Genomic DNA, 16,509 nt, shown 5'->3' on the forward strand with positions numbered 1-16,509 from the left:
GGCCGGACAATTCGGTAAAAACCGGTGTTCTGGGTGGTCGTCGCCGAGTCGTGATGAAGGAATCCCGTGGCCGGGGACCGGCCCGGCCACGGGTCCGGGGGGTCAGGCGAGGGGCGGCTGGTCCGAGGGATTCTCCGCCCTGATCACCTGCATGACGGCGTTGATCAGCGCCAGGTGGGTGAAGGCCTGCGGGAAGTTGCCGAGGTGGCGGCCGGTGTGCGGGTCGATCTCCTCGGCGTACAGCTGCAGGGGGCTCGCGTAGGACAGCAGCTTCTCGCACAGGGCGCGGGCCCGCTCCAGCTCGCCGACCATCACCAGGGTGCTGACCAGCCAGAAGGAGCAGATCGTGAAGGTGCCCTCGTCCGATTCGAACCCGTCGTCGGTCTCCGACGCGCGGTAGCGCAGGACGAGGTCGTCCTCCGACAGCTCGTCGGCGATGGCGAGGACGGTCTCCCGGACGCGCTTGTCGTCGGCGGGCAGGAAGCCGAGCAGCGGGATCAGCAGCGCCGAGGCGTCCAGGGCCGTCGCGCCGTAGTGGGCGGTGAAGACGCCGCGCTCGTCCAGCGCGTTGGCGAGCACGTCGGCGTGGATCTCGTCGGCCGCGGCCTGCCAGCGCAGCGCCCGCTCCTGGTCGCCGCGGATGCGGGCGAGCCGCGCCCCGCGGTCGGCCGCGACCCAGCAGAACACCTTGGAGGAGGTGAAGTGCTGCGGTTCGCCGCGCACCTCCCACATGCCGCAGTCGGGCGTCCGCCAGTTGGCGAGGGCGTCCTCGACCTGCTTGACGACGATCTTCCACAGCCGGTCGTCGAGCCGGTCCCGCTTGCGCACGAACAGGTAGATGGAGCCGATGATCGCGCCCCACACGTCGTGCTGCGCCTGCATGTACGCCTCGTTGCCGATGCGCACCGGGCGGGCGTTGTCGTAGCCGGTGAGGTGGTCGAGCGTGGACTCGGGCAGCTCCTCGCGCCCGTCCAGCCCGTACATGATCTGCAGCTTGCCCTCGGCGGCCTCGGCGACGTCGGTGATGAAGTAGAAGAAGTCGTTAGCCTCCCAGTCGTAGCCGAGCGTGTAGAACGCCCAGAGGGCCATCGTGGAGTCGCGGATCCAGGTGTAGCGGTAGTCCCAGTTCCGGTCGCCGCCCGGCGTCTCCGGCAGCGACGTCGTCGCCGCGGCCGCGACCGCGCCGGACGGGGCGAACGTCAGCCCCTTCAGCGTCAGCGCGCTGCGCTGCAGGTGGCTGCGCCACGGGTGGTCGGGGAACCGGCCCCGGTCAAGCCAGTGCTGCCAGTGGTGGACGGTCCAGACGAGCCGCTCCTGCGCCTCCTCCCACGAGGAGGGCGCCGCGTGCTCGCTCCAGGACAGCGCCACGAAACGGGACTCGCCCTGCTTCAGCAGCGTCCGGGACGTGGCGAGCGACCCCTCGAACCCGACGTTCATGTCGGTGGTGAGCCGCAGGCCGACGCCGTTGCCGCGCGCGGCGGCCTCGTGGTAGCCGGAGCCGGTGTGCTCCCAGCGCGCCGGCGTCTGCCCGTAGTCGAACACCGGCATGCAGTCGAGGCGGACCTGCACCTGCCCGTTCACGCAACGCACCATCCGCAGCAGGACGTGGTCGGCGTCGTAGTCGGTCGGCGCCCTGCGGTGCGTGTGGGACCGTTCCGTCTCGTGGTGCCACGGGCCCATGAGCAGCGCGTCCGTCACGACCAGCCAGCCGCCGTGCACCCACCAGGTGGTCTCCATCACCATGGTCCCCGGGATGTAGCGCTGCGCGGCGGGCACCTCCACGCCCGCGGGGCCGACCCGGAAGTATCCGGCGTCCCGGTCCAGGATGGAGCCGAACACGCTGGGCGAGTCCATCCTGGGCAGGCACATCCACTCGATGTTGCCGCTGGGCGCGACCAGGGCGGTCGTCTCGCAGTCGGACAGGAACCCGAAATCGGCGATGGGGGCGAACGGATCTCCCGCCCGGCCGCCGGCGACCTTCGGCCTCACAACGTCACCTCCTTGATTCATCATTCCCTCTCCCACGCGATGGGCGTGTCTTGGGTACGGGCCGCCCCCCGGGACGGGGCGCCCGGGCGGTGCGGTTGGAGCGGTGTGTCCCTGGTCTCCCTATTGGAATAGACCATTATCCGCGGTCTGAGCTGGGATAACTCCCCTCGGCGCACCGGGCGCCGAGCAAGTCTCGGGTTCGCGGGTACAGTCCCGGCAAACAGGGCAGCGGACCCGCCGCCGCCTGGGGTGACGCGACGCCGCGCGCCCCGCGGAGGCGGGCCCGGAACTGCCACTGGGTGGAACCGGAGCGAGAAGGAGCTCCCCGTGCGGAAGTTCGTGTACGACTTCACTGAGGGAAACAAGGACCTCAAGGACCTCCTGGGGGGCAAGGGCGCCAACCTGGCCGAGATGACCAATCTCGGCCTGCCCGTGCCGCCGGGGTTCACGATCACCGCGGAGGCCTGCCGGCACTACCTCGAGCACGGGAGCCTGCCCGACGGCCTGGCGGACGAGGTGAACCGGCACCTGGCCGACCTGGAGTCCGCGATGGGCAAGAAGCTCGGCCAGAGCGACGACCCTCTCCTGGTCAGCGTGCGGTCCGGCGCCAAGTTCAGCATGCCGGGCATGATGGAGACCGTCCTCAACGTCGGGTTGAACGACGAGTCCGTCCACGGCCTCGCCTCGCAGGCGGGCGACGAGCGGTTCGCGTGGGACTCCTACCGCCGGCTGATCCAGATGTTCGGCAAGACCGTCATGGACATCGACGGCGACCTGTTCGAGGACGCCGTCGAGGACGTCAAGCGGGCCAGGGGCAGCGACGACGACGGCGACCTGACCGCCGGGGACCTCAGGGAGCTCGTCGACCGGTTCAAGGTCATCGTACGGGAGAAGACGGGCCGCGAGTTCCCGACCGATCCGCGCGAGCAGATGGACCTGGCCATCGAGGCGGTGTTCAACTCCTGGAACGCGCCCCGCGCCATCCTCTACCGGCGGCAGGAGCGCATTCCCGTCGACCTCGGCACGGCCGTCAACATCTGCTCGATGGTCTTCGGCAACATGGGCCTGGACTCGGGGACGGGTGTCGCCTTCACCCGGGACCCCGCGTCCGGGCAGCAGGGCATCTACGGCGACTACCTCCAGAACGCCCAGGGCGAGGACGTCGTCGCGGGCATCCGCAACACCGTCCCGCTGAAGGAACTGGAGCGCATCGACAAGGCGTCCTACGACCGGCTGCTCGAGATCATGGAGACGCTGGAGAACCACTACCGCGACATGTGCGACATCGAGTTCACGATCGAGCGCGGGAAGCTGTGGATGCTGCAGACCCGGGTCGGCAAGCGGACCGCCGGCGCGGCGTTCCGGATCGCCTGCCAGCTGCTCGACCAGGGCCTCATCGACCTGGACGAGGCCGCCCGCCGCGTCACCGGCGACCAGCTCGCCCAGCTGATGTTCCCCCGCTTCACCGACCGGGTGGACGGGGTCAAGAAGATCACCAAGGGCATGAACGCCTCGCCCGGCGCGGCCGTCGGCAAGGCCGTGTTCACCTCCGAGCGCGCCGTGGAGCTGGCCGAGCGGGGCGAGGACGTGATCCTCGTCCGCCGCGAGACCAACCCCGACGACCTCGCCGGCATGGTCGCCGCCAAGGGCGTCCTGACCTCCCGCGGCGGCAAGACCTCGCACGCCGCGGTCGTCGCGCGCGGCATGGGCAAGACGTGCGTCTGCGGCGCCGAGGAGCTCGACGTCGACGTCAAGGGCGGCCAGTTCACCGCGCCCGGCGGCGTCACGGTCCGGGAGGGCGACGTCATCTCGATCGACGGGTCGTCCGGCGAGGTCTACCTCGGGGAGGTGGCGGTCGAGGACTCGCCCGTCGTCCGCTACTTCGAGGGGCAGCTGGCGGTCGAGGACGGCGACGACCTCGTCAAGGCCGTGGACCGGGTCATGCGGCACGCCGACGCGCGGGCCGCGCTGAAGGTCCGCGCGAACTCCGACAACCCGGAGGACTCCGCCCGGGCCCGCCGGTTCGGCGCCGCCGGCATCGGGCTGTGCCGCACCGAGCACATGTTCCTCGGCGACCGGCGGCAGCTCGTCGAGCAGCTCATCCTCGCCGAGGACGACGACGAGCGGCAGGCCGCGCTGGACGCCCTGGAGCCGCTCCAGAAGAGCGACTTCGAGGGCATCTTCGAGGCGATGGACGGACTGCCCGTCACCATCCGGCTCATCGACCCGCCGCTGCACGAGTTCCTCCCCGACATCACCGAGCTGTCGGTCAGGGTCGCGCTCGCGGGCGACGAAGCGGACGCCAAGGACCGGAGACTGCTCGAAGCAGTCAACCGACTGCACGAGCAGAACCCTATGCTGGGCCTGCGCGGCGTGCGGCTGGGTTTGGTGATTCCCGGTCTGTTCGCGATGCAGGTGCGCGCGATCGCCGAGGCCGCGGCGGCGCGCAGGCGGGCGGGCGGCGACCCGCGCCCGGAGATCATGATCCCGCTGGTCGGGGCGGTCCAGGAGCTGGAGGCCGTGCGCGACGAGGCGCGCGACATCCTCGCCGCAGTCAGGGAGTCGAGCGGGGTCGACGTCCCGGCGCTGATCGGCACGATGATCGAGCTGCCCCGGGCGGCGCTGACCGCCGGGCAGATCGCCGAGGCCGCCGAGTTCTTCTCCTTCGGCACCAACGACCTCACCCAGACGACCTGGGGCTTCTCCCGCGACGACGTGGAGGCGGCGTTCTTCTCGCGCTACCTGGAGCTCGGGATCTTCGGGGTGTCGCCGTTCGAGACCCTCGACCGCGAGGGGGTCGGCAGGCTCGTGCGCATCGCCGCGGAGGAGGGCCGCCGGGCGCGGCCCGGCCTCAAGCTCGGCATCTGCGGCGAGCACGGCGGCGACCCCGACTCGGTGCACTTCTGCCACGAGGTGGGCCTCGACTACGTGTCCTGCTCGCCGTTCCGCATCCCCGTGGCGCGGCTGGAGGCGGGCCGCGCGGCCATCGAGGCCGCCGACGCCTCCGGGGGCAGCGACAGCCGCTGACGTCCCGCCCGGCGGCCGGGGCCACCGCGCCCGGCCGCCGGGACCGATGTGGGACGGATGACACGCCGTCCTGGCGAACCTGGCGCGCATGCCGGAACATCTCACTAACGTGTCCGATGCGATGACGTTGGAAGCGGAGTTGCCGGAGTTCACGCCGGAAGACGATGAGACGGACGGTCCCGACGAGCGGGCGGACGGGCCGCGGCGGCGCCGTGGGCGCGGCCGGTGGCGCCGGTCGCCCTGGTTCGCGATCCCGGCCGGGATCCTTACCGGGCTGCTGGCGATCGCGGTGCTGACGCCGCTCGCCGTCGGCGCGCGGATCTGGCACCAGGCCCGCCAGGACGAGCGGCCCCGCTCGGACGCGATCATCGTGCTGGGCGCCGCGCAGTACAACGGGGTGCCGTCCCCGACGCTGAAATGGCGGCTCCAGCACGCCCTGGACCTGTACCGCCACGGGGTCGCGCCGGCCATCGTGACGGTGGGGGGCAAGGCCCCCGGCGACAACTACACCGAGGCGGGGGCCGGCCGGAACTGGCTGATCACCAAGGGCGGCGTGCCCGCCTCCCGGGTCTTCGAGGTGCCCGTCGGGCGCGACACGCTGGAGAGCATGAAGGCCGTCGGCAAGGAGTTCGACCGGCACCACTGGTCCTCGGGCGTGATCGTCACCGACCCGTGGCACGGGCTGCGGTCCAAGAAGATGGCCGAGGACAGCGGCATCAAGGCCGCCGCGTCGCCGACCCGCAGCGGCCCCAGCGTGCAGACCCGCGACACCCAGTTCCACTACATCGTCCGCGAGACCGGCGGGTACCTGTCGTACGTGCTGCTGGGCAAGAGCGTCCAGGTGCCGGACGAGACCATCAAGCGGATCCACATCGACCCGTCCGCGACGCCCTCGGCGTCCCCGCCCCCGTCCTCGCCATCGCCGGGCCGCTGAGGACCCTCGCGGCCCTCTACCCTGGATAGGGACATGACGATCAACGTGACCACGGGCTACCACGGCCGTGACAAGGAACGCTGGGCGCCCGAGCCCCCCAAGCGGCGCGACCGCACGGCGTTCGAACGCGACCGGGCCCGGGTGCTGCACAGCGCCGCCCTCCGCCGGCTGGCCGCCAAGACGCAGGTCGCCTCGCCCGGCGCCGACGCCGTGGCCGACACCGTGCAGAGCCTGCGCACCCGCCTCACCCACTCGCTGGAGTGCGCGCAGGTCGGCCGCGAACTGGGCAAGTCGCTCGGCTGCGACCCCGACCTGGTGGAGACGGCCTGCCTGTCGCACGACATCGGGCATCCGCCGTTCGGGCACAACGGCGAGTACGCGCTCGACATCGTCGCCCGCGACTGCGGCGGGTTCGAGGGCAACGCGCAGAGCCTGCGCGTCCTGACCAGGCTGGAGCCGAAGTCCTTCGCCGCCGACGGCCCGCCCCTGCACGGACGCAGCGTCGGCCTCAACCTGACCCGCGCCGCGCTGGACGCCGCGATGAAGTACCCGTGGTCGCAGGCCGAGGCCGTGAACGGCAAGTTCGGCGTCTACGACGACGACGCGGACGTGGCGCGCTGGGTGCGCGACGGCGCCGAGGCGGGCCGCGCCTGCTTCGAGGCCCAGGTCATGGACTGGAGCGACGACGTCGCCTACTCCGTCCACGACCTGGAGGACGCGCTGGTCGCCGGGCACGTCGACTTCAACCGCCTCGCCGACCCCGCCGAGCGCCGCCTCGTCGCCGCCACGGCGGCGAAGCTGTACTGCCCCGACGCCGGCCAGGCCGAGCTGGAGGAGCGCTTCGCCGCGCTGCTCGCCGAGCCCTGCTGGCCCGACCGCTACGACGGCACCCCGCGCAGCCACGCCGCCCTCAAGAACCTGACCAGCACCCTGATCGGGCGGTTCTGCCTGGCCGCCGAGACCGCCACGCGGGAGGCCTACGGCGACCGCCCGCTCACCCGCTACGCGGCGGAACTGATCGTGCCGCGGCGGCAGCGGCTGGAGAACGCCCTGCTCAAGGGCATCACGGCGCACTACGTGTGGATCAGCCACGAGGAGGTCAGGGCCCGCCAGCGGACGCTGATCACCGAACTCGCGGAGATGATGCTCGCGGGCGCGCCGGAGACCCTCGACCCGGGCTTCCGCGACGCGTTCACGGACGCCTCCGACGACGCCGCCCGGCTGCGCGCCGTGATCGACCAGATCGCCTCCCTGACGGACCTGTCGGCGATGGCCCGCCACCGCATGCTGGGCGGACGCGGGTACTGACCCAGGGGACGGCCCGGCGCGGGCGGGGGACACGCCTCGACGCGCCAGCCGACGGACCCTTGTCTCGTGGCAGGCGCCGCTGTAGGGATAGCTACAGGTCCACTACAGGAGGTCACCATGCCCGAGGAGACGTTCGTCATCGCCGGCGCCGGCCTGGCCGGGGCCAAGGCGGCCGAGACGCTCCGTGAGGAGGGCTTCGCGGGAAGGGTGCTGCTGGTCGGGGAGGAGATCGAGCGGCCGTACGAGCGGCCTCCGCTGTCCAAGGGGTTCCTGCTGGACAAGGAGCCCCGGGACAAGGCCCACGTCCACGAGGCGGACTGGTACGACAAGCACGATGTGGAACTGCGGGCCGGCACGTCCGTCGCGACCGTCGACCGGGGGGCGCACCAGGTCCGGCTGTCCACCGACGAGCCGGTCGCCTACGACAAGCTGCTGCTGGCGACGGGCGCGTCCCCACGCCGGCTGGACGTGCCGGGCTCCAAGCTCCAGGGCATCCACTACCTGCGGACGATGGCCGACTCGGCCGCGCTGAAGCAGGCGCTGGCGCCCGGCGGCCGCCGGGTCGTGGTGGCCGGGGCGGGCTGGATCGGGCTGGAGACGGCGGCCGCCGCCCGCGCGCACGGCAACGAGGTGACGGTGATCGAGCCGGAGCCGGTGCCGCTGCACGCCGCGATGGGGCCCGAGCTCGGCGGCATGTTCGCCGACCTGCACCGCGAGCACGGCGTGGTCCTGCGGATGGACGAGGGCGTGGCCGGTTTCTGGGGCGCCGGGCAGGTCTCGGCGGTGGTGACCTCCGGCGGCGCGGAGGTGCCCGCGGACGTCGTGATCGTCGGCATCGGGGTGCGGCCCAACAGCGGGCTCGCCGAGGCGGCCGGGCTGGAGGTGTCCGACGGGATCCTCGTCGACCAGTCGCTGCGCACGTCCGATCCCGACATCTACGCGGCCGGGGACGTCGCCAACGCCTACCACCCGCTGCTCGGCCGCCGGATCCGCGTGGAGCACTGGGCGAACGCGCTGAACGGAGGTCCCGCCGCGGCCCGCGCGATGCTCGGCCGGGACGTCGTCCACGACCAGCTCCCCTACTTCTTCAGCGACCAGTACGACCTCGGCATGGAGATGTCGGGCGTCGCGGCGCCGGGGGAGTACGACGAGGTCGTGTACCGCGGGGACGTCCCGGGACGGGAGTTCATCGCGTTCTGGCTGTCGGGCGGGCGGGTCGTCGCCGGCATGAACGTCAACGTGTGGGACGTCACCGGGGACGTCCAGGCACTGATCCGCTCCGGGCGCCCCGTGGACGCCGCCCGCCTCGCCGACCCGGGGGTGCCGCTCGCGGACCTGGCGTGAGGCGGCCGGGCCGGCCCGGCCGCGCCGGCGACGTACAGTCTGCCGGGTGGTTACCGAGAAGATCACGACGCTGTCCCGTGCGCGCGCCGCGGTGACGCTGGCGTTCGCCGCGCACGGCCTGCTCGGCGCCGCCTGGGTCGCCCGCATCCCCCAGATCAAGGAGCATCTCGGGCTGGGCGAGGGCGCGATGGGCGTGGCGCTGCTCGGCGCGCCCGTGGGCGTCGTCGCGGCGGTCCGGTTCGCGGGGCGGATCGTCGGCCGGTGGGGCAGCCGCGCGACGACGATCGCGGCGGGGGCCGCGGGCGCGCTGGCGCTGGTCCCGCTCGGCCTGGCCTGGAACCTCGGCGCGCTGATCCTCTCGCTGCTGCTGATGGGCGCCTCGCTCGGCCTCATGGACGTGGCGATGAACGCGCAGGGCGTCGCCGTGGAGCGCGGCTACGGCCGTCCCCTGATGTCCGGGCTGCACGGCTCCTACAGCATCGGGACGCTGCTGGCGGCGCTGGCCGGGTCGGCGGCCGCGCACGCGGGCGTCCCCGTCCCGCTGCATCTGGCGGTCGCGGCGGCGGCGCTGATCGCCTTGCTGGCCCTCGGCTGCCGCGGCCTGCTGGACCGCTCCGCCGACGAGCTCCCCGAACCGGACGGGGACGCCCCGGCCCCCGCCCGCTCCCCGCGCCGGCCGCTGATCATGCTCGGTGTCATCGGGCTGTGCTCGTTCGTCGGGGAGGGCGCCATGGCCGACTGGAGCGCGATCTACCTGAGGGAGAACCTCGGCACGGGCCCCGGCGTGGCCGGGCTCGGCTATGCCGGGTGCGCGGTGGCGATGACCGTGGGCCGGCTCACCGGCGACCAGGTCGTCGCGCGCTTCGGGCCCGTCCCGGTGCTGCGGGGCGGCTCGCTGGCCGCCGCCCTCGGACTCGGCCTCGGGCTCGCGGCGGGCGACCCCACGGCGGCGGTGGCCGGATTCACGCTGTTCGGCCTCGGCGTGGCGGTCGTGGCGCCCGTCACCTTCAGCGCGGCGGGCAACGTGCCCGGCGTGCCGGCCGCGGCCGGGATCTCCCGGGTGACCGGCGTCGGCTACCTCGGCCTGCTCGGAGGCCCGCCCGTCATCGGGTTCATCGCGCAGGGCGTGGGGCTGACGTGGGCGCTGGCCGTCCCGGTCGCGCTGGTCGGGCTGATCGTCCTGCTGGCCCCGGCGGCGGTGACGGCCGAGCGGTGAGGCGGCGCCTGTTGATCTTTTGCGGGGGTTGCGACCTTCGTATATGTCCTACTCAGGTAAGGTCTGGGCGAGTGAGCACCATCCAGCGGTCGGGACCGGCCGAAACGGTCGCGTCCGCCCCGGCGCTGCGGACATTCCTCGGCGAACTGCTCAGTTTCGGTTTCGTGGGGTGCCTCGGCACGCTGATCATGATCTTCGGCGCCAACCTGATGCGCGCGTGGCTCGGCGGCAGCCCGGTCACGAGCGTCGTCGTGCCGACCGTGGTGTCCACGCTGTCCTCCTACCTGCTCAACCGGTTCTGGACGTTCCGGCACCGCGACAGCGACGGCTCCGGCCGGGAGGTCGCGATCTTCTTCGCGCTGAACGGCGTCGGGCTGCTGATCCAGGTGCTGTGCACCGGCTTCACCTACTACACCCTCGGCCTGCACGGCGGGGTCGCCTACAACCTGGGGCTCCTCGCGGGCGTCGGCCTCGGGTCGGCGTTCCGCTACTGGTCGTACAAGAAGTGGGTGTTCACCCCCGCCGCGGCATGAAACGGGGGGCGCGGGGGTTGTCTCCTCACGCAGGCACAGCCGAGGCACGGAGCGGGCGTGAGCCGACTCGACGATGAATGGGCCGAGCACCGGCCGGCGGTGTTCGGCGCCGCGTACCGGATCACCGGGAGCGTCGCCGACGCCGAGGACATCACCCAGGACGTGTGGCTGCGCGCCTCCGCCCGGGAACCGCTGGACGACGTCCGCGACCTGCGCGCCTGGCTCCTCACGGTGGCCGCGCGCCGCGCGTACGACGTGCTGGGCTCGGCCCGCGCGCGGCGCGTGGAGTACGTGGGGCCGTGGCTGCCCGAGCCGCTGCTGACCGGGCCGGACGCCGCCGAGCCGGTGCTGATGGACGAGACGGCCGGGACCGCGATGCTGGTGGTCATGGAGGAGCTGTCGCCGCCGGAGCGCGTGGCGTTCGTCCTGCACCAGGCGTTCGAGGTGCCCTACGAGCAGATCGCCGGCGTGCTCGGCAGGTCGGCCGCCGCGTGCCGGCAGCTCGCGTCCCGCGCCCGCCGCAAGATCGCCGCTGCGCTCCCGTCCCGCCCGGCCCCGGCGGCCGAGCGCGACCGGGTGCTCGCGGCCTTCCGGTCCGCCTACGAGCGCGGCGACGAGGCCGCGCTGCTCGCGCTGCTGGACCCGGACGCCGTCTACACCACCGACGGCGGCGGGCAGGTCTTCGCCGCCCGCAAGGTCATCGCCGGGGCGGAGCGGGTGGCGACCGTGCTGCTGCGCGTCGGCGCCCGCAACCTGCTGCGGCTGGAGTTCGCGGAGGTCAACGGGCGCCGCGAGCTGCTGGTGCGGCGGGACGGCCGGGCGGCCGGGGTCGACACCGTGGAGGTCGAGGGCGGCCGCGTCACCGCCGTCCGCCGTGTCCTCAACCCCGCGAAGCTCACGTCCCTGCGCGGGATCTGAACCGGGCCTCACCGCCCCGCTGGGACGATCTTCTCGGTCTGGGTCAGGGCCTCGGCGAGGATGCCCGCCAGGTCCTGGCCGGTGCCCTGCGAGAAGATCACCTGGTCGACGCCCCGCTCGGCGAGCCGCCCGACGGTGTCGACGGCGGCGCCGACCGAGGGCGTCCCGGTGAAGAAGGTCAGCGAGGTCTTCTCGATCTCGGCGTAGTCGCGGCCCTCGCGCTCGCAGTGCTCCTTCAGGACCTCCAGCTTGCGGGGCAGCTCGTCGCCGTCGAAGAGGTTGCAGGCGTCGGCGTACTTCGCCACGAACCGCAGCGTCTTCTTCTCCCCGCCCCCGCCGACGAGGATCGGCGGGTGGGGGCGCCGCAGCGCGGGCGGCGAGTTGAGCGGGTGCTCCAGCCTGTAGTGCTCGCCCTCGAACGGCGACTCGTCGCCGTCCCACATCCGGTGGGCGATCCGCAGCGTCTCCTCCAGCCGCTCGAACCGCTCCGCGGTCGGCGGGAACGGGATGCCGAGGCCGCGCGACTCCTCGTCGTTCCAGGCCGCGCCGACGCCGAGCCACGCGCGCCCGCCCGACAGGACGTCCAGCGTGGTCACGGTCTTGACCAGCACGCCGGGGTGCCGGTAGGTGACGCCGGTGACCATCGTCCCGAGCGTGATCCGCTCCGTCAGCGCCGCCGCGTACGCGAGCGCGGAGTAGCCCTCCAGCATGGGCTCCTCCGGCCGTCCCACGGCGCCGATCTGGAAGAAGTGGTCCATCACCCACAGCGAGTGCAGCCCGCCCTGGTCCGCCTCGCGGGCGAACCGGCCGAACGTGGGGCCGATCTGCTCCGGCCCTCCGGGAAAGGTGAAGCTCGGAACCTGGAGTCCAATGCGCATGGCGAGTCCTTCGCGTGCCTCGTGGTGTAAGCCTCTCCTTCCCACTCTGCGACCTGGAGCGCACTCCAGGTCAAGCGCGCGGACCGGCCGGACGTTGACCTGGAGTGCGCTCCAGGTGCGATCCTGGAGTGCGTGAGCTCCTACTCTCCCGCCGAGACCGCCGAGAAGAGCGGTTTCAGCATCGACACGCTGCGTTACTACGAGAAGATCGGGCTGCTGTCCGGGATCGCGCGGAACGCGTCGGGACGGCGCGTGTTCTCCGACGACGACCTGCAGTGGCTCGGGATGCTGCGCTGCCTGCGCGGCACCGGCATGCCGATCGCCGAGATGCTGCGCTACTCCGAGCTGGCCCGCGGCGGCGGCGAGACCGTCCAGGAGCGGCTCGACCTGCTGCAGGAGCACGACCGCCGGGTCGAGGAGCAGATCGCCATCCTGCGCGCGCAGCAGCGGCAGATCAAGGTGAAGATCGGCTTCTACCGGGAGGCGTCGCTGACCTGCGAGGCCGCTCCCGCCCCGGCCTGAGCGAGGACGCGCTCCGCGCGCGCCCACGTCTCGGCCGGCTCGAAGGCGTCCGCCCACCAGGTGTCGGCGCGGATCGTCCCGCGCCGCCGGAACCTGCGCATGACGGCGACGTGCGGCGGCCAGGCGACGAAGCCGCGCAGCGCGGCGTCGCCGGTCCAGACCGAGACGGAGCCGCACCTGCGCCGGCGGAGGTCGGTCCACAGCCACAGGCCGACGGCCCCCTCCAGGTCGGGCCACGACCGGCGCAGCGCCATGCCCGCGTGGAAGGCCCTCGGCAGGTCGAGCGGACGCGCGCAGGTGAAATCGGTGACGCTGACGAGGACCGGGCCCGTCGCCCGGACCGGCCCGCCGCGCCACGCGGTCCTCAGGAGCGCCATGAGGGGTCCCGGCCGAGGAGGGTGAGCAGGCGGTCCCGCGACTCCGCGCCGGCCGGGGAGGGGACGGCCGGGGCGAACGAGTCGCCGGGCCCCCGGCCGTCCTCGGGGACGATGGCGGCCACCTTGAGGGACGCCTCCACGAGGTCGCCGGAAGGCTCCCAGGCCGCGCCGATCGAGGCGGCGACGTCCCAGGCGTGCACGACGAGGTCGACGAAGTGGAAGCTGATCGCCAGCGCCGCGGGGAAGGCGCCGCCGTCGCGGATCTCGGGGAGGACGAGTTCGGCGTCCGGGGACGTGTCCGCGAAGGCCCTCGTCACGAGGTCGGCGGAGGCCCGCGCCGCGGCGAGGGGGTCGTCGCCGAGGTCGCCGCCGCGCCACGCGGACAGCCGCGCGCCCTCGCCCCGGGCGGCGGCCGCGAAGCCCTCGTCCTGGCTCACCTGGTGGCGCAGCAGGCCGTGCAGCGTCCAGTCGGGGCACGGCGTCGGCAGCCGCAGCGCGTCCGGCTTCACCTGCGCGACGAGGGACAGGTAGAGATCGGCCGCCTTCCGGTCGAGCGGCCGGAAATCGGTGGTGAGGAGTTCGTTGAGCAGGTCCATACCGCCACGCTAGGGACGCGCAGAGGCCCAGGTACAGGTCCAAAATTGCGCATAATGACTGAGCCGATTTAGGCTCGGCGCCGTGGACCTCCACGTGAGCCTGGTGGGGCGCCGCGACCTCGCCGGGCAGATCTACGGCCAGCTGCGCGCCGCGATCCTGGACGGCCGGCTGCGCGCGGGGGAGGCGCTGCCGCCGACGCGCGAGCTGGCCCGGCGCCTGGCGATCTCCCGCAACACGGTCGGCGTCGCCTACGACCGGCTCGCGGCCGAGGGGTTCCTGACGAGCCGGGTCGGCGCGGGGACGTTCGTCCGGGAGACCGGGTCCGCCGCGCGGGGCGCGCCCGCCGCCTCGCCGCTGCGCCCGCGCGGCGTGTGGGCCGGGGTGTCCGCCTGGCCGGCGCCGATGCCCGGGATCCGGTGGGACTTCCGCGCCGGGCTGCCCGACGTGCGGCTGTTCCCGTACGAGGCATGGCGGCGGATCATGTCGGGGCTGCTGCGGCCGTCGGCGCTGGCCGATCCCGCCTCGGCGGCCGACCCGGCGGGGCTGCCCGCCCTGCGCGAGGCCGTCGCCCGCCACGTGGGCGTCTCGCGGTCGGTGCGGGCGAGCGGGGCCGACGTCGTCGTCACGTCCGGCGTCCAGCAGGCCCTCGACCTCATCGTCCGGGTCCTTCTGGAACCGGGCGACGTGGTCGCCGTGGAGGACCCCGGGTACCCGCCCGTGCGGATGCTCCTCGCCGCGGCCGGGATGCGGGTGCGCGGCGTGCCGGTCGACGCCGAGGGGCTCCGGGTGGACGCGCTGCCCGGCGACGCGCGGGCCGTCTACGTCACGCCCTCGCACCAGTTCCCGCTCGGCATGCCGATGTCGCTGCGGCGCCGCAGGGCGCTGCTCGACTGGGCGCGGCGGCGGGACGTGGTGATCGTCGAGGACGACTACGACACCGAGTACCGGTACGGCGGGCGGCCCGTCGAGCCGCTGCAGAGCCTCGACGAGGACGGCCGCGTCCTGTACGCCGGCACCTTCTCCAAGATCATGCGGCCGGTGCTGCGCCTGGGGTTCCTGGTGGCGCCGCCGTCGCTGCACCACGCGTTCCGCATGGCGCGCTACGTCTCGTCCTGGCATGCCGAACTGCCCGCGCAGGCGGCCCTCGCCCGGTTCATCGACGAGGGCCTGCTCGCCCGCCACATCCGCAGGTCCCGCCGCGAGTACCGGGCGCGGCACGAGCGCGTCGCCGAGCGGGTGGCCGGGCTGCCGGGGAACCGGCTCGACCTCGTCCCGTCCGAGGCGGGGCTGCATCTGAGCGCGGTGTTCCGGGACGGCGCGGACGACGCCGCCGTCGCCGCGAGGGCGCTCACCGCGGGCGTCGGGCTGTTCGCGCTGTCGGAGTTCGCCGTGACCGGGCCGCCCGGCGCGGGCCTGGTCTTCGGGTACGGGGCCGTGACGCCGCCCGAGATCGACGAGGGGATGCGCCGGCTCGCCGGCGTCCTGCGCGGCCGCTCGTGACTAGCGGTGGACGGGCGTGATGCGCCGGCCGTCCGCGCCGAAGAACAGGATCCGGTCCAGGTCGACCGCCAGCGCGACGCGGTCGCCCCGGTCGGGCCGCCCGCCGGGCGCGATGCGGAAGACGAGGTCGGACCGCCGGTGGTGGCCCGCGTGCTCCTCGACCGGCTCCTGCGCCTCGGCCGGCCTGCCGAACAGCGCCCGGACACGATCGCGCAGCCCGGGCCGCTCCGCCGCGGGGGCCTGCGGCCGCTCGGGCCGGCCGACCTCGTTCGCGTCCACCGTGGGGATGCCGGCCTCGGCGTAGGCGAGCCACTCGTGGCCGTGGAACTCCAGCGCGCGGACCTGCCCGGACAGGACGGTCCCGGCCGGGGCGGGCGAGCCCGGGGCGATCGGCATCATCGTGTCGGGGCGGATCCCGACGATCACGGGCCGGCCCTGGTGGCTGATCAGCGCGGACGCCCGCGGGTCGTTCCAGGGCAGCGTGAGCCGCTGCGGTCCGAGGTCGAGCATCAGCCCCTGGCCCTCGACCGCCCACAGGGTGGCCTGCAGCAGGTTGATCGGAGGGGAGCTGAGGAACGCGGCCACGAACACGGTCGCCGGGTCCTCGTAGATCTGCTCGGGGGTGCCGACGTCCTCCAGGACGCCGTCGCGCAGCACGGCCATCCGGTCGGCCATCGTCATGGCCTCGACCTGGTCGTGCGTGACGTAGACGGTGGTGGTGCGGCTGGAGCGCACCAGCGCGGCGATCTCCACGCGCAGCTCCGCGCGCAGGCCCGCGTCCAGGCTCGACAGCGGCTCGTCCATCAGGAACAGCGACGGCTCGCGGATCAGCGCCCGGCCGATCGCGGCCCGCTGCCGCTGGCCCCCCGACAGCGTGCGCGGCAGCCGGTCGATCATCGTGTTGATGCCGAGCGCGCGCGCCAGCTCCACGACCTTCGCGGACGCCTCGGCGCGGTCGTCCCCGGACACCTCCAGCGGGAACATCATGTTGCCCTTGACCGTGCGGTGCGGGTAGAGCGCGCCCTCCTGGAAGACCATCGCCACGTTCCGTTCGCGCGGCGGCAGGTCGTTGGCGACGGTGCCGTTCAGCCACAGGTCCCCGCCGGTGATCTCCTCCAGCCCGGCGATCATGCGCAGGATGGTCGACTTGCCGCAGCCGGACGGTCCGAGCAGGACGAAGAGCTCCCCGTCGCTGATGCGCAGGCGGACGTCGCGGACCGCCACCTGCCCGCCGGGATACACCTTGTCGACGCCGTCCAGCACAACATCCGTCATCGAGTCCGCCTGGGGGTGGGCAAATCTACGGTGGGCCATCTCATCGCGGCGCGGCCCACGTTGTCCAGAGTGAAACCAGGGTTACCCGCCG

14 protein-coding genes are annotated in these 16,509 nt (G+C 73.3%); 9 read left to right on the plus strand and 5 right to left on the minus strand.

All coding sequences use genetic code 11. The features are described 5' to 3' along the window. Window positions 1-102: 102 nt before the first annotated feature. The gene (locus ABD944_RS09535; protein WP_345174468.1) at window positions 103-1,989 is read right to left on the minus strand and encodes a glycoside hydrolase family 15 protein; all 1,887 of its coding nucleotides are present in this window, start codon (window positions 1,987-1,989) and stop codon (window positions 103-105) included. 327 nt (window positions 1,990-2,316) lie between these two features. Here ABD944_RS09535 and ppdK point away from each other — a divergent pair, with 327 nt between their 5' ends. From ppdK to sigJ, 7 genes are all read left to right on the plus strand, one after another. Then, a complete protein-coding gene (ppdK, locus tag ABD944_RS09540) occupies window positions 2,317-5,016 on the plus strand; it encodes a pyruvate, phosphate dikinase (RefSeq protein ID WP_345174470.1) in 2,700 nt (899 codons plus the stop codon). A gap of 121 nt (window positions 5,017-5,137) precedes the next feature. Then, on the plus strand, window positions 5,138-5,950 hold the full coding sequence (locus ABD944_RS09545) for a YdcF family protein (protein WP_345174472.1): 813 nt from the start codon (window positions 5,138-5,140) through the stop codon (window positions 5,948-5,950). A gap of 33 nt (window positions 5,951-5,983) precedes the next feature. Then, window positions 5,984-7,258, plus strand: coding sequence for a deoxyguanosinetriphosphate triphosphohydrolase (locus ABD944_RS09550; protein ID WP_345174475.1), 1,275 nt, complete (start codon window positions 5,984-5,986; stop codon window positions 7,256-7,258). 117 nt (window positions 7,259-7,375) lie between these two features. Beyond that, a complete protein-coding gene (locus ABD944_RS09555) occupies window positions 7,376-8,602 on the plus strand; it encodes an NAD(P)/FAD-dependent oxidoreductase (RefSeq protein WP_345174480.1) in 1,227 nt (408 codons plus the stop codon). A 46-nt stretch (window positions 8,603-8,648) separates the two neighbouring features. Beyond that, window positions 8,649-9,818 carry an MFS transporter gene (locus ABD944_RS09560; RefSeq protein WP_345174482.1) on the plus strand — a complete coding sequence of 390 codons (1,170 nt, stop codon included), beginning with the start codon at window positions 8,649-8,651 and terminating at the stop codon, window positions 9,816-9,818. 71 nt (window positions 9,819-9,889) lie between these two features. Further along, the gene (locus tag ABD944_RS09565; RefSeq protein WP_345174484.1) at window positions 9,890-10,351 is read left to right on the plus strand and encodes a GtrA family protein; all 462 of its coding nucleotides are present in this window, start codon (window positions 9,890-9,892) and stop codon (window positions 10,349-10,351) included. Window positions 10,352-10,408: 57 nt separating this feature from the next. Continuing rightward, a complete protein-coding gene (gene sigJ, locus ABD944_RS09570) occupies window positions 10,409-11,269 on the plus strand; it encodes an RNA polymerase sigma factor SigJ (RefSeq protein WP_345174485.1) in 861 nt (286 codons plus the stop codon). Window positions 11,270-11,277: 8 nt separating this feature from the next. Here sigJ and ABD944_RS09575 read toward each other — a convergent pair whose 3' ends face one another. After that, the gene (locus ABD944_RS09575) at window positions 11,278-12,147 is read right to left on the minus strand and encodes an LLM class F420-dependent oxidoreductase (RefSeq protein ID WP_345174486.1); all 870 of its coding nucleotides are present in this window, start codon (window positions 12,145-12,147) and stop codon (window positions 11,278-11,280) included. Between the two features lie 132 nt (window positions 12,148-12,279). Here ABD944_RS09575 and ABD944_RS09580 point away from each other — a divergent pair, with 132 nt between their 5' ends. Beyond that, window positions 12,280-12,669, plus strand: coding sequence for a MerR family transcriptional regulator (locus tag ABD944_RS09580; protein WP_345174488.1), 390 nt, complete (start codon window positions 12,280-12,282; stop codon window positions 12,667-12,669). Here ABD944_RS09580 and ABD944_RS09585 read toward each other — a convergent pair. Together ABD944_RS09585 and ABD944_RS09590 are read right to left on the minus strand one after the other, a co-directional pair. Beyond that, window positions 12,621-13,046, minus strand: coding sequence for a hypothetical protein (locus ABD944_RS09585; protein WP_345174491.1), 426 nt, complete (start codon window positions 13,044-13,046; stop codon window positions 12,621-12,623). The genes ABD944_RS09580 and ABD944_RS09585 overlap by 49 nt on opposite strands. Continuing rightward, window positions 13,034-13,642 carry a TIGR03086 family metal-binding protein gene (locus tag ABD944_RS09590; RefSeq protein ID WP_345174492.1) on the minus strand — a complete coding sequence of 203 codons (609 nt, stop codon included), beginning with the start codon at window positions 13,640-13,642 and terminating at the stop codon, window positions 13,034-13,036. Before ABD944_RS09590 ends, ABD944_RS09585 begins: the two co-directional genes overlap by 13 nt. Before the next feature lie 82 nt (window positions 13,643-13,724). Between ABD944_RS09590 and pdxR the strand changes: the two genes are divergently transcribed. Next, window positions 13,725-15,143 (plus strand): MocR-like pyridoxine biosynthesis transcription factor PdxR, encoded by a 1,419-nt coding sequence (pdxR, locus tag ABD944_RS09595; RefSeq protein ID WP_345174493.1) that lies wholly within the window; start codon window positions 13,725-13,727, stop codon window positions 15,141-15,143. Here the strand turns inward: pdxR and ABD944_RS09600 are convergent, their stop codons facing one another. Continuing rightward, window positions 15,144-16,418 (minus strand): ABC transporter ATP-binding protein, encoded by a 1,275-nt coding sequence (locus ABD944_RS09600; protein WP_345174494.1) that lies wholly within the window; start codon window positions 16,416-16,418, stop codon window positions 15,144-15,146. Window positions 16,419-16,509: the final 91 nt, after the last annotated feature.

It is taken from the genome of Actinomadura verrucosospora, from assembly GCF_039540335.1.
GTDB classification, from domain to species: Bacteria; Actinomycetota; Actinomycetes; order Streptosporangiales; family Streptosporangiaceae; genus Spirillospora; species Spirillospora verrucosospora.

Bases quoted from the DNA above. Each gene is read 5' to 3' on its own strand.
- ABD944_RS09545 (WP_345174472.1), top strand. From the start codon at position 5,138: ATGACGTTGGAAGCGGAGTTGCCGGAGTTCACGCCGGAAGACGATGAG.
- ABD944_RS09550 (WP_345174475.1), top strand. From the start codon at position 5,984: ATGACGATCAACGTGACCACGGGCTACCACGGCCGTGACAAGGAACGC.
- ABD944_RS09555 (WP_345174480.1), top strand. From the start codon at position 7,376: ATGCCCGAGGAGACGTTCGTCATCGCCGGCGCCGGCCTGGCCGGGGCC.
- ABD944_RS09575 (WP_345174486.1), bottom strand. From the start codon at position 12,147: ATGCGCATTGGACTCCAGGTTCCGAGCTTCACCTTTCCCGGAGGGCCG.
- ABD944_RS09585 (WP_345174491.1), bottom strand. From the start codon at position 13,046: ATGGCGCTCCTGAGGACCGCGTGGCGCGGCGGGCCGGTCCGGGCGACG.
- ABD944_RS09590 (WP_345174492.1), bottom strand. From the start codon at position 13,642: ATGGACCTGCTCAACGAACTCCTCACCACCGATTTCCGGCCGCTCGAC.
- ABD944_RS09600 (WP_345174494.1), bottom strand. From the start codon at position 16,418: ATGACGGATGTTGTGCTGGACGGCGTCGACAAGGTGTATCCCGGCGGG.